Origin of the sequence: Pseudoalteromonas sp. SG41-1, assembly GCF_014164575.1 — a bacterium.
Classification (GTDB): Bacteria; Pseudomonadota; Gammaproteobacteria; order Enterobacterales; family Alteromonadaceae; genus Pseudoalteromonas; species Pseudoalteromonas rhizosphaerae.
In genome coordinates this window covers 36,915-52,907 of record NZ_JACJFL010000010.1, presented here as the reverse complement: position 1 = coordinate 52,907, position 15,993 = coordinate 36,915, and the positions used below count along the sequence as shown (strand labels likewise).

Here is a 15,993-nt window from a genome sequence, read left to right as displayed (position 1 = left end):
CCGACATGCAGTTAGATGGCGAAGCAGCCAATACCAAATTCAATAGCGAATACGCTATTAAACGAATCTTTATAATTGTGTGTGAAGATGTTGTCAAAAAGACGACTCAAGTTAGGGGATAACTTAGCTTGAGTTGCTTTTTATTTTATAAAAGCCGCCAATTATCATTTAAGTTATTTTTAAAGCGCCAGTATGGCGCTTTTTTTATAGCTGTAATTCAATATATTAATAAAAAGTTAGCCCGCTATGTTGTTTTATACTTGTAGCTTGTGTTGACTTTGTTATAATCCTCCCGAAATTTCAGTAATTACTGAAACTTTATTGATTAAGATCATAACAACGAAGTGGAAAATAGCGTAAAGCCAATCTCTTTACTTCGTAATATATAACCAATAAGGCCATATACGTTTGAATTCGCAAAATTGTCCGCCAGCAAAAACGCACTCTACGCTTAGTAGATGGCAGTTGCGTGCGCGTGCACTTTTTGCCGGACGAGAGCTATTTTCTGTATTAGTTATTTTATTAATTAATTCAGCCATGCTGGTAAATGGTAGTATTGAAGATGCGACAGAGCTAAAAAGCTTATTAACTGAAGGGGCTGTATATGAGTCATCTTTAATTAATGTATTGGGCTTTTTGGCATATCCAGTTGTGTCGTGCCAGTTACTCATTGGTTTATGTTGGTTGATTTTTCACTTTTTCCCAGCGCGTCGTGCTGGGGTTATTTTACGCAAAGCAGCCTTTGCTTTTCGTCAAACAAAAACATCTTTAGTAGTACACAGCGCTCATGGTTGTCGTGCTCCACCTCTTGTTAATGGTTGAACGCTACTCGTTATAGATAGTTTGGCTTTTAACTATTCTGCTGATTCTGTCCGCTGTAATAACGCTTAGCCGCAGTGTACCTGCGATTCAACCAACACCCTCAAATTCCTTTATTGCTTTTTTGATGCTTAGTATTTTTTATGGCGCTAAAAAGTTACCTGAGGAATATTCAAACCGTTGTTTTTACGCTTTTATTTAGAGTTGTAGGGGCAGCACATATCAAATTTTAGGTTGTAGGATAGTCCTTTGTTAATTCGAAACCTCTGTAATATTGCTCTGGGCACAACTGTGCTCGCACTGACTGGCTGTAAAGGCGGGGTGCTTGATCCAAAAGGGCAAGTTGGGATAGATGAAAAAAATCTGATCATCATTGCCACTGTGCTGATGTTAATTGTGGTTATTCCTGTGATTGTGATGACCTTGTACTTTGCGTGGAAATATCGTGATGGCCAAGAGCAGCAAATTTATGCGCCAAAATGGGCACACTCAGGAAAAATTGAAGCCGCAGTCTGGGCCATTCCTATTGTGATAGTGATTGTACTGGGTGTCATTACTTGGCAATCAACGCAACAGCTTGACCCTTATAAACCGCTTGAAGGTAAAGGCAAACACTTAACAGTTGAAGTGGTATCACTGAATTGGAAATGGCTGTTTATTTATCCTGAGCAAGGTATTGCTACGGTTAATGAATTGGTATTTCCAGCCAATGTACCGGTGGAATATAAAATCACCTCAGAAAGTACCATGAACTCATTTTTCATCCCACAACTAGGTAGCCAAATCTACTCGATGGCGGGCATGGAAACTAAGTTGCATTTGATTGCTAATGAACCGGGTACGTTTAAAGGCTTTTCTGCTAACTACAGCGGCGCAGGTTTTACTGGTATGAAATTTAATGCCATAGCTACGCCAACGCAAGCTGACTTTGATACGTGGGTAAACAAGGTGAAAAGCCAAGCTAATACGCTCACTAAAGCGAATTATGATGCACTAGCATTACCGAGTGAAAACAACCCGGTGACTTATTTTGCTGATGTTGATGATGGCTTGTTCCACACCATCATTATGAAATATATGCAAGCACATGGTGATATGAACAAAATGCACAGTGCAATGCCTGAGCACAGCGGTCATGAAAATCACACAATGCACAGCGAGGGCGAGGAATAATTATGTCGTTATTTGGAAAATTATCGTTAGATGCCATTCCGTTTCATGAACCTATTTTGATGGTGACAATGGCGGTAGTAGTGATTGCAGGGGCATTGATTGCAGCTTTAGTCACAAAATATAAAAAATGGGGGGTGCTATGGCACGACTGGATCACCTCAATCGATCATAAACGCTTAGGTGTGATGTACATTATCCTTGCCTTGATCATGCTGTTTCGTGGTTTCTCAGATGCCATTATGATGCGGGCACAATTGGCGCTTGCTACAGGAGGCGCAACGGGTTATTTGCCGCCAGAGCATTATGACCAAATCTTCACCGCGCATGGGGTGATCATGATCATCTTTATGGCGATGCCATTTATGATTGGTCTAATGAACATTGTATTGCCACTGCAAATTGGTGCGCGCGATGTAGCATTTCCGTTTTTAAATAATCTAAGTTTTTGGCTTACTGCCGGTGGTGCAATATTAATTAATATTTCATTGTTCTGTGGTGAATTTGCAAAAACAGGTTGGGTGGCTTATCCGCCGCTATCGGAGATGTCTTTTAGCCCTGGAGTCGGGGTCGATTATTATATTTGGGCACTGCAAATATCAGGTATTGGTACACTATTAACGGCAGTAAACTTTTTAGTAACAGTGTTTAAAATGCGTGCCCCTGGTATGCGTTTAATGCAAATGCCAATTTTTACCTGGACATGTACATGGGCAAATATCTTAATTGCTGCGTCATTCCCAATCTTAACTGCGGTGTTGACTATGTTAACGCTAGACCGTTATTTAGATTTCCACTTCTTTACTAATGAAGCTGGCGGTAACGCCATGATGTACATCAACCTGTTCTGGGCTTGGGGTCATCCTGAAGTGTATATCTTGATTTTACCTGCGTTTGGTATTTTCTCTGAAGTTATCTCGACCTTTACTGGTAAACGTTTATTTGGTTATAAATCTATGGTTTATGCCAGCGGTGCAATTTCTATCTTAGGTTTTATTGTTTGGTTACACCATTTCTTCACTATGGGGTCCAGTGCTAATGTTAATGCCTTCTTTGGCGTAATGACCATGGTCATTGCGGTGCCCACCGGAGTGAAACTGTTTAACTGGTTATTTACTATTTATCGTGGTCGTTTACGCATCACAGTTCCTGTACTTTGGACACTTGGCTTTATGGTGACCTTTACCATCGGCGGGATGACAGGGGTACTACTAGCAATCCCAGGTGCTGATTATGTATTACACAACAGCCTATTCCTGATTGCACATTTTCATAACACCATCATCGGCGGTGCGGTATTTGGATACTTGGCTGGTTTCGCATTTTGGTTCCCGAAAGCAATGGGCTTTAAACTTCACGAAGGTTGGGGCAAGGCGTCTTTCTGGTGTTGGTTAATTGGTTTCTTTGTTGCATTTATGCCGTTATACGTACTTGGTTTCTTAGGTATGACACGTCGCTTAAACCACACCAATAACCCAGATTGGAATATCTGGTTGTACATTGCCTTTGTCGGTGCGGTGATCATTATGTTTGGTATTTTGTTCCAAGTTGTACAGCTTATTGTGAGCTTTAAAAATCGCGAAGCATTAAAAGATACAACCGGCGATCCGTGGAATGGACACACACTTGAGTGGTCAACATCGTCACCACCACAATACTATAACTTCGCTACTATACCGCATGTACACGATATCGATACTTGGACTGATATGAAAGAAAAAGGCCAAGCGTATCAACAACAAGCAAGCTATGCGCCTATTCATATGCCAAAAAATACTTCGGCAGGGGTGATGATGAGTGCGTGTTTTACCACATTCTGTTTTGCCATGATTTGGCATATTTGGTGGTTGGCAATTGTCGGTGTTATTGCTGGCATCACGGTATTCTTTAAGCGCTGTTACACCAGTGATGTTGATTACTACGTGCAACCAGAAGAAATTCTTGAAATTGAAAGTGCACATAATAAAAGTGCAACAACATTTAACCAAGGTAAGGAGTTCAGCGCATGAGTGCTACCTCTGCAGATATAAATATCATCAATCATGATGCCCATGATCACGAGCATCATGATACTGGTGGCGATACGGTATTTGGTTTTTGGCTTTACTTAATGACCGACTGCTTATTGTTTGCCTCATTTTTTGCCACCTACGCTGTGCTTTATATGAATACAGCGGGTGGCGTATCTGGCAAAGATATTTTTGAACTGGACTTTGTAGCGGTTGAAACTGCTGCATTGCTACTAAGTAGTATCACTTTTGGTTTTGCGATGATCTCAGCTCATGCGCAAAAGAAGGCCGCTACATTAACGTGGCTGGCAATTACTTTTGCTTTTGGTGCTGTGTTTATTGGTATGGAAATTTATGAATTTCATCATTTAATTGCCCATGGTAATGGCCCGCAGCGCAGCGCATTTTTAACCTCGTTCTTCTCTTTAGTTGGCTTACACGGTATGCACGTAACCGCTGGTCTGATTTGGATGGCGACGATGATGTTCGAAGTGTCACGTCGTGGTTTAAACCCAGCAACCGTTACACGTTTAAGTTGCTTAAGTTTGTTTTGGCACTTTTTAGATGTGGTATGGATCTGCGTATTTACCGTTGTTTACTTAATGGGAGTGATGTAATGAGCCACAGTGAATCACATGTATTTAATGAGCTACATACACAAAGCCATAGTGATGCTTCACATGGCAGTGTTAAAGACTATTTAATAGGTTTTGTTTTATCAATCATTCTAACGGCCATTCCATTTTGGGCGGTGATGAGCGGTACATTGTCAAAACCAACCACATTTGCCTGTGTTGTCGTAATGGCCATTGTGCAAATTTGGGTGCATTTAAAATACTTCTTGCACCTGAACTTTACCACCGAAGACGGTAAAGCCAGTTCGTTATCGTTCATCTTCAGTGCGCTGATCATCGTCATGGTGGTTGGCCTGTCTGTATGGATCATCTACGAATCGAACGCCATGATGATGTACTAGCCCCAGCTAGTACGTTTTCGTAAAGCAAAGAATAGGGGAACTGCAGATGTTTCGTCGTTATTTAAAGGTCACTAAGCCCGGTATTATCATGGGTAATTTGATCTCGGTTGCGGGTGGGTTTTTACTCGCCTCGCGTGGTGATATTGATGGCTGGCTAATGCTTGCTACATTAGTTGGCTTATCGCTGATGGTAGCCTCAGGTTGCGTGATCAATAATGTGATCGACCGTGATATTGATATTCGCATGGCGCGCACGCGAACACGGGTAACCGTTACCGGTGAAATGTCTGCAACCACGGCTTTGCTGCATGGCACAGTACTTGGCTTACTAGGCTTTGCTTTACTAATGGTTTTTACTAACTGGATTGCGGTATTTTTTGCTGTGTTTGGTTATGTCATATACGTGGGTGTTTACAGCTTATATATGAAGCGTCGCTCAGTGTATGGCACGTTTATCGGTAGTTTATCAGGAGCAGTACCACCAGTGGTAGGGTACTGCGCTGTTTCAGCACAGTTTGATGTTGGCGCGTTGATCTTATTAGTAATGTTCAGTTTGTGGCAAATGCCGCACTCTTATGCGATTGCTATTTTTCGCTATAAAGACTACCAAGCTGCGCGTATTCCGGTATTACCGGTAGCGCAAGGTATTGATAAAGCTAAACATCATATTGTGTTGTATATCGCGGTATATGCGTTAGTGGTAATGTTATTAACCATCGGCGGTTATACCGGTATGGCTTTTTTAGCTGTTGCTTGCACTACTAGTTTTTGGTGGTTATTAATGGCGCTGCGAGGTTATCGTCGTAATATTGATATTAGTGGTTGGGCACGCCAAGTATTTGCGTTTTCAATTGTGAATATCACTGCACTGAGTATCGCCATGGCAGTTGATTACCAAAATATTGCCCCGCATCTGTTTGCTTTTAACTAATTACTAAACCGAGTTTATTTCAAAGTTAACCAAAGGCTCTAAGATCTCCGAGGAGCCTTTTTTCATTTTTATAGCACCGCTAATTGATTAACTCAGCAATACTGAGTTTCCCCGCTAACATTAAACTTTGCTTTATGGCTGCACGTATTTCAGCTGGCTTGTTTTGACTAAGTTTAAAATTGCCCTGCCAATGAATGGTAATAAATTCAATAAAACTTAATTGTTGATACATTACATGGCGATGCTTTACTGGTACTTCATCAAGTTGCCATTTAGTTGTATCAGGTTGGGTAAAGTGTTGCTCAAAGTGATCGGTTAATCGTTGCATGATCTGTTCTTTGTGCTGTTGGTCTTTAACAATACGTACTTTAGCTGTCACATAAACACTCGAATAAAGCCAACTAGGTAGGGTTTTATTGTGTGCGTAAGCGGGCGATAAATAGCAATCATCGCCACTAAATAATAGCTTCACTGATTGACCTTCAAATGATGACAGGGGGTTATATTTGACCACATGGCCGATAAAAACCTCGCGAGCTGGGTCATATAATAATGGCACGCGGCATATATCATTGAGTTGGTTTTGTGTATTAGGCATTAAAATGGTCGCCAGTGGATAGCTATTTACTAACTGTTGTAATTGCTTACTATCATGTTGTTGAAAATGGGCCGCTGGGTACATTATAGTTTTCCTTCTAACTGAGATTTTATTGTCGGCCATTGCTCGTCTATAATACTGAACTGAGCGGTGTTTCGGTATGAGCCATCGGCAAGTAACCTGTCTTTATAACTAATGCCTTCAAAGCGGGCGCCAAGGCGTGCTATAGCATTACGCGATTTTTGGTTTTGTTCATGGGTATTAAAAATAATACGGACTAAGCCTAATTCTTCGAACGCATATTGCAGTAGCAAGTATTTAGCGTGGGTATTTACAAAGCTACGTTGCCACTTTTTAGCAATAAATGTGTGGCCAATCTCGGCGCTGTAATTTTGTTTATCTAACCTAAATAAACGTGTAGTACCAAGCACCTGCTTACTTACTTTATCAACTATGGCGTAGACTATTTGTTGTTCGGCATTAAACTGCGCTGTATTGATAAACCAATCATCGAGAGTTGCACGGGTTTGGGTGTAATTCATTAAAACCCAACGCCATATTTGTGGATCTTGGCCTGCTTGATATAGCCCCTCTAGGTGGTTTTGTGTCAGTGGCTCTAAAGCCAGCTTATTGGTTTGATGAATGTGTTTTGTAAACATGATAAGCCCCATATTTTGCTATTTATGAATAACAAAGGTACGCTACTTTGGTCAGTAATAAACAACCAGTTTTAGCTTTTTAACTAGACCAGTTTAGAGTGTTTTTGGAGTCGTAATGCAGCCGTTAGTTATTGAATTTGATGAGTCAGAGCCTGCCAAATATTTGCAACTAGCCAGCGCGATACGCAGTGCCATAATGCAAGGCAAGCTTGCGCCAGGGGTAAAACTCAGCTCGGCGCGTGTCATGGCAAACACTTATCAGCTCAATCGCCATACAGTGATGAATGCATTGCAATTATTAGTAGCGGAAGGCTGGCTTGAATCTCGGCAGCGCTCAGGTTATCGGATCACCAAGTCATTGCCCATTCAAAGTAGTGTTAGTACCTCAAGTACTCCAATACTGAAAGCAAAACCTTATCAATTTGCTAAAACATTGGCTGTGCCCGCTGCTGGAATGGATTTAACTGCGTATAGATATAACTTTGCTGGTGGCTTGCCTGATCTTGCCAGTTTCCCACAAAAAGAATTTAAACGCTCCGTCAGCTATGTGTGTAATCACTTAGATATCAATCAACTGCATTATGGGCAGGTCAGTGGTAACGAGCAATTAAAAGCTCATATTTGTGATTACTTATACAAAGCGCGTAATTTAAACGTAAGCGACGTATTGATCTGCAATGGCTCGCAAGAAGCACTGTTTTTAATCGCAAAAGCGTTTATAAAAAAAGATGACTTTGTCGCAGTAGAAACGTTAGGTTATCCGCCAGCAAGGCAAGCATTTGCAGCTTGTGGCGCGCAATTGATTGATATAAAACAAGACGATGAAGGCTTATGTGTTGATGATTTAAAAGCCCAGCTGGAATGTTATCCAATTAAAATGCTGTACTTAACGCCGCTGCACCAATACCCAACTACCGTGACCTTATCGCCAACGCGGCGCTTGCAAATTTATCAACTGTGTTATGCCCATAACGTGATGATCATCGAAGATGACTACGACCATGAATTTCATTATCGCTGTCAGCCATTACAACCCATGGCCGCCGATGACCCCGCGGGCATTGTTATTTATCTATCGACGTTTTCAAAGATTATGTTTTCAGCCGCACGTATCGGTTATATCTGCGCAGCGCCTGAAGTATTAGCGCAATTAACTGCGTGGAAGCAGCTGATGAACCATAAGAACGATGTGATCATGCAATTAGCTGTGGCGCACTGGATGAAAGAAGGTGGCTTTGAACGCCATTTAAAGCGTATGACCAAACTGTATAAACAGCGCTATGAAGCGATGGATGCCTATTTAATAGAGCTACAAGCACTTGGGCATCCTATAGAATATAAAAAGCCCGACGGCGGCATGGCGATGTGGGTCAACTTTAATAAAGACACTCAGCACTTAAAAGCGCAGTTAGCAAAGCAAGGTATATATTTACAAACCCAAGCCGAGTTTTACTTTACCAACTCAGTACGTAGCTTAAAACCCATAAACTATAGCTATGCTCGGCTTGGTTTTGCAGGACAATCGAGTGAGAAGATGCAGCAAGGGTTAAAGTTTATAACTATGCAACTATTTTCGAGTAAATAATTTTTTACTGCAAACCTTCAACATCAAAATAGAGCGGCTTTAAAGTACCACAGTTGGCAAATTTATAGGTGAGTTCCCCAATACTTGGGACGCGTTTTGATGTGCGAAATTTTTGCAAACAGGCATTGGTTAAATCTGCAAAAATAAGGTGATTAAAACTCGGTGCTTGGGTAATTTTATGGATATAAATTCGCTCATTATTTTTGAGGGTGATCATGTCGTATTCTTGCCACTGCGATGATTCGTTCAAATCAGTTAATTCCCGCGCATAAAGTAATTTACTCATTACAATAGGTCTATGTTGATAAACCAAACTGCCATCGCGCTGGTAGTGTCCGGCATACACATCTGCCGTAATTGTTAGTTCTTCGCCACGCATTAGCCGTTGAATATTAAATGGTTGTGGTTTGATAGTAATAAGCTCTGCATCACGTACCAGGCTTAAAAAAGCGACATCTGGGTTTTCAATTTGATAAACAACTTGCACATCGTGAGGTAATTTATAAGTCGGTAGGTTAACAGCAAAAATACGCGAGCCTTGATTAACGAGCACCATAGCATGCTCTGCATTGTAAGCTGGGTTAATCGGCGGAAGCTCTTCTTTTACAGCTTCTTCTTCGGCGTTGGCAATACTTGACATAAATGTAAGTAACAAAATAAACAACAGTCGCATAATGATCTCAATAAAGGTATGAATTTAAAGTGTAGTCAAAAATACTGTTTTAGCAGTTTTATACTCTGCTTTTAAAACAGCGCAGCTTGCTCTATAACAATTGCGTGGCGTTTTGCAAGGCGCAAGTGATCTCTGTCATAACCTCCGCCAATCACGCTTGCCACTGGCGTATTGTGCTCAATACAGCGCTTAAACACTAAGTGATCTCGTTTTTCAATGCCTTGCCAGCTAATATCAAGTTTACCTAAACCATCTTGCTGCCAAATGTCGACACCTGCATCATAAAGCACTAAATCAGGGTTAAGTTCTCTGAGTAAAAAGCGCAAGGTATCATCAACAACCCCTAAATATTCATCATCTTGCATATTATTAGCTAAACCAATGTCGAGATCGCTGGCGGATTTGCGAAATGGAAAATTCTTTTCACAATGAATCGAGCAGGTATATGCATAAGGTTGGTGTTGTAATATGGCTGCGGTGCCATCGCCTTGGTGTACATCTAAGTCAAAAATCAATACATTGGTCACTTCAGCTGATTGAATCAGCGTTTGAGCAGTAAAGGCTAAGTCGTTGACCATACAATAGCCAGAGCCAAAATCGCTGTGAGCGTGGTGTGTACCGCCGGCTAAATGGCATGCAATGCCGTGCTCAAGAGCTAAGCGCGCAGTTTGCAACGTGCCTTGAGGTGCGGTAAAAGTTCGTGCCATTAATTGTTCTGACCAAGGTAGCCCAATACGACGCATCGCTTTATCATCTAAGCGGTTATGCCATAAATCTTGAATGTAATTATTACAATGTACCAATTCAAGCGCCTCAGGGCTGCCAAGTTGAGGTGTGATTAGGTTGCTATTCGCCAAACCAAGTGCTTTTACTTGTTGGTATAAATGGGCAAATTTACTCATTACAAAACGATGGTTAGGATCAAAGTTAAACGAATAGTTAGGGTGATAAACCAGCGGTAAGTGTTGATTAAGAGCCATAGTCAGATTGCGTTGCGAATTTTCTCTAGGGTAACCTACAGGGCAATTTCAATCCAGTTACTTGCTTTACGCACTATGGATCAAACCCTCAAGTTCACGGTGCAGTAGTGTATCGTCAGCGAGGTTTAACTCAATTAAACGCTTTAAATGGGTAATACTATCTATATCAATATGGGTACATTTTAAACCTATATGTTGCTGTTCGATATGACAAATAGTGACAGTCATCGCGATGATTACTTCACTTTGCGGGAGTTTAAAGGCAAGAATAGCACTACTGTTTTTTGTAAAGTTAAAGTTATTATTGCGACTAACCAGAGCGCCATTTAATGAGATATCGAGCAACTGGCACGGATAACTATGGGAATTATTGGTTAAATGCGCGGGAGTTGAAAATAAAATGCGCGTGTAATGTCGGCGGTTTTCCATCATTATTCCTTGTAGGAGTATTGGGATTAAGTGTAGCCTATTTTTTAGTCAGTATGTGTAATTAATACCAATCGACTTAAATATTTAACCATTCTAGCGAGCTAAATAAAGCGCTAACTGCGTTATAAATTTTTCATGTAGAACAACTACATGTCAAAATTTATGTCTTGTTATCACTCCATTTATCTGTCGCTATAAATGGTCAGTAACTTAACACGATTGGTATAAGCTGAACTCTGGATCGTGAATCTCTGATCTATATTCCAGGTTAATAAAAAAAGCCCCACATAAATGTGGGGCTTAAAAAATGTTTAGAACCTAGAACTTAACCTATCTTTTTGTACTTAATACGCTTAGGTTGCGTAGCCGCAGTGCCTAAGGTCTTTTTAAGCCATTCTTCATATTCAGTGTAGTTACCATCGAAGAAGTTAATTTGGCCTTCGTCACGGTAATCAAGAATATGTGTTGCAATACGGTCTAAGAACCAACGGTCATGCGAGATACACATAACGCAGCCTGGGAATTCTAAAATAGCGTTCTCAAGGGCACGTAATGTTTCAACGTCCAAATCATTGGTTGGCTCATCCAGCAGGATAACGTTGCCACCGGCTTTTAATAACTTAGCTAAGTGTAAGCGGTTGCGTTCACCACCTGACAAGTCCTTAACAAATTTTTGCTGATCGTTACCTTTGAAGTTAAAGCGACTAACATAGGCACGGCTTTGGAATTCAAAGTTACCAATTTTTAGTACGTCTTGGCCGTTTGAAATTTCTTGGAAAACAGTATTGCTGTCATCCATATTGCCTCGGAACTGATCAACGGTTGCCAGTTCAACCGTTTCACCTAGGTTAATTTCACCGCTGTCTTGTTTGTCTTCACCGCTGAGCATTTTAAACAGCGTTGATTTACCTGCGCCATTGGCACCGATAATGCCAACAATTGCGCCTTTAGGCACAGTAAAGCTTAGATCATCAATTAACACGCGATCGCCAAAGCTTTTCTTCAAGTTTTTAACTTCAATAACTTGATCACCTAAACGTGGTCCAGGTGGAATAAATAGCTCGTTGGTTTCATTACGTTTTTGGTAATCAGACTGCTGCATTTCAGTAAATTGCGACATACGCGCTTTTGACTTAGCTTGACGACCTTTTTGGTTTGAACGTACCCACTCAAGTTCTTGTGCAATTGATTTTTGACGGGCTTTTTCAGACTTTTGCTCTTGCTGCAGGCGCGCATCTTTTTGCTCAAGCCAAGAAGAATAATTACCTTCCCATGGAATACCTTCACCACGGTCAAGCTCTAAGATCCAGCCAGCTACATTATCGAGGAAGTAACGGTCATGGGTTACCGCCACAACAGTGCCTTCGTAATCATGCAAGAAGCGCTCAAGCCATGCTACAGATTCTGCATCTAAGTGGTTAGTCGGCTCATCGAGGATAAGCATATCTGGTTTTTCAAGCAATAAGCGGCAGATAGCCACTCGGCGACGCTCACCACCTGACAAGAATTCAATTTTAGCATCCCACTCAGGTAAGCGCAGGGCATCTGCGGCGCGCTCTAATACGTTGTCGATGTTATGACCATCGTGGGCTTGAATAATTGCTTCAAGCTCACCTTGCTCTTTGGCTAGTGCGTCAAAGTCAGCATCTTCCATCGCGTATTCGTTATATACTTCATCAAGACGGTTAAGCGCGTTTTTAACTTCGCTGACTGCTTCTTCCACAGTTTCACGAACCGTTTTGCTTTCATCTAGAATAGGCTCTTGCGGTAAGTAACCAATTTTAGTGCCCGGTTGAGGATATGCCTCACCTTCAAACTCTTGATCAAGGCCGGCCATAATACGTAGCAACGTTGATTTACCAGAACCGTTTAAACCAAGTACACCAATTTTTGCGCCCGGGAAAAAATGCAAAGAAATATCTTTTAAGATAGTGCGCTTAGGTGGCACAACCTTAGATACTCGACTCATCGAGAAAATAAACTTATCAGGTAAAACCATGGAGGGAGCCTTCAAATAATAATAAAAATTTCAATGTTGTATTGTAGTGGCTCACAGGTGAAACAGTCAACGAATCAACCAAATAACAATGTGCTAATTCGCGAGCAATACTCCTACACCGATTAAAGCAAGCAAGCCGCCTATTAACATTTTATTGGTAACGGGCTCGCGCTTTATAAAACCAATGCTCATTACAATTAATGGCGCGGTTGCGAAAATCGTTTGTGCAATGGCTGGATCGGTATATTTAACTGCGCCAAGTTGAAGCCATAAACCAAGGAAAGTGCCTAAAAACACAGCCGCAAAAAACCATTGTTTGCCGCTAATTCCCCTTAGAGTTAGTGCTTGTTTAAATTCACTGCTTTTAAACACTGCAACAACTAAGGCCACAGTCATCGTACCTGCTGCTAATCTAATTAATGCCGCCCATAAGCTACTCATATGCTCATTATTGAGTGCGCCTTTAGACATCACCATACCGAGCGCTTGGCAGATAGCAGCTGCAAGGGCACATAAAACACCTTTGCGATAATGTTGATGATCAACCTGTGGCAATGTTTTTTCAGGCTTGATTGCTATTACTACGCCAATGGTTGTAAGTACAATACCGCACCATGCAAATGGCGATAAATAATGATTTAATAGCAGGATATTAAAAACCCCCACAAGGGCTGGAGCAAGGGACTCAATAACTAACGTGCGAGCAGGGCCAATATTTCGCAGCGCAGTAAAATAGGCGCTATCGCCAATCGCAATCCCAATCACCCCGCCAGCAATTAGCCAAAGCCAGCTTGTCAGATGATGTGGTAGTGCAGCGTCTTGAGTAATCGCAATAGTCACTAACATCATGGCACTTGCTAACACGCCTTTACTGATGTTTAGCTGCATAGGCGTTAAGTGATGGCTAAAACCTTTATATAAAATGGTCGAAAGCGCCCAAACAATAGCTGCTAATATAGCAAAAAATTCTCCTAAGCCTAGCCAATCAATCACGTTTACCACCTTAAAATAAAATCAACAGGCGCATTATGGCGAGCGGTTTTTAGAATGCAAAAGAATAGTTAAAATAAACTCATTTGGACATCTAAACATCTAGAGGTTGAAATTTCCAGCTATCCGTTCATAATTAGCCATTGGTTAATTATGCCTTGGAGATGAGTATGCCTATTACCGTTAAAGATGAATTGCCCGCAATTGCGAAGTTACGTCAAGAAAACGTATTCGTAATGCCAAAAAGCCGCGCTAAAACCCAAGAGATCCGTCCGATGCGCTTGGCGATTTTAAACTTAATGCCTAATAAGGTAGAAACCGAGGTGCAATTTATTCGTTTGCTCGCTAATTCACCCTTACAAGTGAATGTAGAGCTACTACGTTTAGACACTCATCGCAGCAGTAGCAATTCAGAGCAGCATTTAGACACTTTTTATCGTTATTTCTCTGAAGTGAAAGACAACAATTACGATGCATTACTCATTACCGGCGCACCATTGGCACATTTAGAATATGACGATGTAGCCTACTGGGATGAACTAAAAGTAATTTTAGATTGGGCGGAGCAGCATGTAACCTCAACATTATTTTCGTGTTGGGCGGCTCACGCGGGTTTATTTCATCATTATAATCTAAAGCGTGAACTAAAAGAAAATAAGCTCTGTGGCGTGTTTACCCATAAGTGTTACTTTGAACATGGAGCCTTAACGCGTGGTTTTGACGATACCTTTGTAGTGCCTCACTCGCGTTATGGTCATATTGATATTGAAAAAATTAACGCTTGTGATGACTTAGTTGTGCTGGCAGGTTCAGAGCAAGTAGGCGCTTACTTAATAAAAAATAAATCCGGCAGCCAAGTGTATATTACCGGGCATCCTGAGTATGATGCAGACACTTTAAAAGGCGAATATCAGCGCGATTTAGAAAAAGGCCCTGATGCGCCATTGCCTGAAAATTACTTTCCAGAGAACAACCCAGATAACGAACCGTCGAAAACTTGGCAAAGCCATGCCTTTTTACTGTTTTCGAATTGGTTAAATTATTATGTGTACCAAACCACACCCTATGATATTAATTTAGTTAGCCAAGCCGTAAGGACTAACAACTATGCCGAATAATTTAGAAAACAAAAGCGCCGAGTTAATTGAAGCGTTAAAACAGCGTATTTTAATTCTTGATGGTGCTATGGGTACCATGATCCAAGAACACAAATTAGAAGAACACGATTACCGTGGCGAGCGCTTTAAAGACTGGCATGTGCTAATTAAAGGTAATAATGATTTATTAAGCATTACACAACCAAAAATTATTGCTGATATTCATCGTGGCTTTTTAAATGCAGGTGCCGATATTATCGAAACCAACACCTTTAATTCGACTACAATTTCGATGGAAGATTACGATATGGCCAGCATCAGCCGTGAAGTAAACTTAGAGTCAGCTAAATTAGCACGCAGTATTTGTGATGAGTTTACTGCTAAAAATCCAGCTAAACCACGCTATGTTGCGGGTGTTTTAGGGCCAACCTCAAAAACCTGTTCAATCTCACCGGATGTGAACGACCCCGGTTATCGCAATGTCACGTTTGATAAGTTAGTCACCGCGTATGTTGAATCAACCCTTGCTTTAATGGAAGGTGGTGTTGATCTCATTTTAATAGAAACAATTTTTGATACGCTAAATGCAAAAGCGGCTTCATTCGCGGTTGAAGAAGCGTTTGAGCAAGCCGGTCGCAAGTTACCTGTGATGATCTCTGGCACCATAACCGATGCCTCGGGCCGTACGCTGTCAGGGCAAACCACCGAAGCATTTTATAATTCGATTCGTCATATTAAGCCAATTTCAATTGGTCTCAATTGCGCCCTTGGCCCAGATTTACTGCGCCAATATGTAGAAGAACTATCGCGTGTTTGTGAAACTTACACCTCAGTGCACCCCAATGCCGGTTTACCCAATGAGTTTGGGGAATATGATTTAGAAGCACCTGAAATGGCGAAAGAAATTATCGATTGGGGCAAGTCTGGCTTTATCAATATTGTTGGTGGTTGTTGTGGTACCACACCTGCACACATCAGGGCATTTGCGAAAGGGCTTGAAGGTGTTAAACCTCGGCCATTGCCAGAGCTTGAAGTGCGTATGCGCTTATCAGGCCTTGAAGCGTGTAATTTAAACTAA

At 41.3% G+C, this 15,993-nt stretch carries 16 protein-coding genes; 9 read left to right on the top strand and 7 right to left on the bottom strand.

Going from position 1 to position 15,993, the window contains the following annotated elements; all coding sequences use genetic code 11:
* Positions 1–408: 408 nt before the first annotated feature.
* The 6 genes from H5203_RS08615 to cyoE all read left to right on the top strand — a co-directional run bounded on the left by H5203_RS08615 (position 409) and on the right by cyoE (position 5,905).
* Positions 409–822, top strand: coding sequence for a hypothetical protein (locus tag H5203_RS08615; protein WP_145241341.1), 414 nt, complete (start codon positions 409–411; stop codon positions 820–822).
* A gap of 246 nt (positions 823–1,068) precedes the next feature.
* Complete coding sequence (cyoA, locus tag H5203_RS08610) at positions 1,069–1,992, top strand: ubiquinol oxidase subunit II (RefSeq protein WP_145241343.1); 924 nt, start codon at positions 1,069–1,071, stop codon at positions 1,990–1,992.
* Between the two features lie 2 nt (positions 1,993–1,994).
* Positions 1,995–3,998, top strand: a complete 2,004-nt coding sequence (cyoB, locus tag H5203_RS08605; RefSeq protein WP_145241346.1) for a cytochrome o ubiquinol oxidase subunit I — start codon at positions 1,995–1,997, stop codon at positions 3,996–3,998.
* Positions 3,995–4,615: a cytochrome o ubiquinol oxidase subunit III gene (gene cyoC / locus H5203_RS08600; protein ID WP_182819597.1), complete on the top strand. Its 621-nt coding sequence runs from the start codon at positions 3,995–3,997 to the stop codon at positions 4,613–4,615. The genes cyoB and cyoC overlap by 4 nt, the downstream gene beginning before the upstream one ends.
* The gene (gene cyoD / locus H5203_RS08595; RefSeq protein WP_145241350.1) at positions 4,615–4,974 is read left to right on the top strand and encodes a cytochrome o ubiquinol oxidase subunit IV; all 360 of its coding nucleotides are present in this window, start codon (positions 4,615–4,617) and stop codon (positions 4,972–4,974) included. Before cyoC ends, cyoD begins: the two co-directional genes overlap by 1 nt.
* Positions 4,975–5,020: 46 nt before the next feature.
* Positions 5,021–5,905, top strand: coding sequence for a heme o synthase (gene cyoE / locus H5203_RS08590; protein WP_182819596.1), 885 nt, complete (start codon positions 5,021–5,023; stop codon positions 5,903–5,905).
* A gap of 79 nt (positions 5,906–5,984) precedes the next feature.
* On the opposite strand, the gene H5203_RS08585 is transcribed toward cyoE, so the two are convergent.
* Both H5203_RS08585 and H5203_RS08580 read right to left on the bottom strand, forming a co-directional pair.
* Entirely contained in the window at positions 5,985–6,587 is a 603-nt protein-coding gene (locus H5203_RS08585) for an FMN-binding negative transcriptional regulator (protein ID WP_145241354.1), read from the bottom strand.
* Complete coding sequence (locus H5203_RS08580) at positions 6,587–7,162, bottom strand: GNAT family N-acetyltransferase (protein WP_145241356.1); 576 nt, start codon at positions 7,160–7,162, stop codon at positions 6,587–6,589. Before H5203_RS08580 ends, H5203_RS08585 begins: the two co-directional genes overlap by 1 nt.
* A 115-nt stretch (positions 7,163–7,277) precedes the next feature.
* On the opposite strand from H5203_RS08580, the gene H5203_RS08575 reads away from it, so the two are divergent.
* Positions 7,278–8,747 carry a PLP-dependent aminotransferase family protein gene (locus H5203_RS08575; RefSeq protein ID WP_182819595.1) on the top strand — a complete coding sequence of 490 codons (1,470 nt, stop codon included), beginning with the start codon at positions 7,278–7,280 and terminating at the stop codon, positions 8,745–8,747.
* Between the two features lie 4 nt (positions 8,748–8,751).
* Here H5203_RS08575 and H5203_RS08570 read toward each other — a convergent pair whose 3' ends face one another.
* The 5 genes from H5203_RS08570 to H5203_RS23120 all read right to left on the bottom strand — a co-directional run bounded on the left by H5203_RS08570 (position 8,752) and on the right by H5203_RS23120 (position 13,821).
* Positions 8,752–9,420 (bottom strand): hypothetical protein, encoded by a 669-nt coding sequence (locus H5203_RS08570; RefSeq protein WP_145241360.1) that lies wholly within the window; start codon positions 9,418–9,420, stop codon positions 8,752–8,754.
* A 71-nt stretch (positions 9,421–9,491) separates the two neighbouring features.
* Complete coding sequence (locus tag H5203_RS08565) at positions 9,492–10,400, bottom strand: histone deacetylase (RefSeq protein WP_145241362.1); 909 nt, start codon at positions 10,398–10,400, stop codon at positions 9,492–9,494.
* Positions 10,401–10,466: 66 nt separating this feature from the next.
* Positions 10,467–10,829: a PilZ domain-containing protein gene (locus H5203_RS08560; RefSeq protein WP_145241396.1), complete on the bottom strand. Its 363-nt coding sequence runs from the start codon at positions 10,827–10,829 to the stop codon at positions 10,467–10,469.
* 325 nt (positions 10,830–11,154) lie between these two features.
* Positions 11,155–12,828: an energy-dependent translational throttle protein EttA gene (gene ettA, locus H5203_RS08555; RefSeq protein WP_145241364.1), complete on the bottom strand. Its 1,674-nt coding sequence runs from the start codon at positions 12,826–12,828 to the stop codon at positions 11,155–11,157.
* Between the two features lie 93 nt (positions 12,829–12,921).
* On the bottom strand, positions 12,922–13,821 hold the full coding sequence (locus H5203_RS23120) for a DMT family transporter (RefSeq protein ID WP_145241366.1): 900 nt from the start codon (positions 13,819–13,821) through the stop codon (positions 12,922–12,924).
* 167 nt (positions 13,822–13,988) lie between these two features.
* On the opposite strand from H5203_RS23120, the gene metA reads away from it, so the two are divergent.
* Positions 13,989–14,936 (top strand): homoserine O-succinyltransferase, encoded by a 948-nt coding sequence (gene metA, locus H5203_RS08545; RefSeq protein ID WP_149982020.1) that lies wholly within the window; start codon positions 13,989–13,991, stop codon positions 14,934–14,936.
* Positions 14,926–15,993, top strand: coding sequence for a homocysteine S-methyltransferase family protein (locus H5203_RS08540; protein WP_145241370.1), 1,068 nt, complete (start codon positions 14,926–14,928; stop codon positions 15,991–15,993). Before metA ends, H5203_RS08540 begins: the two co-directional genes overlap by 11 nt.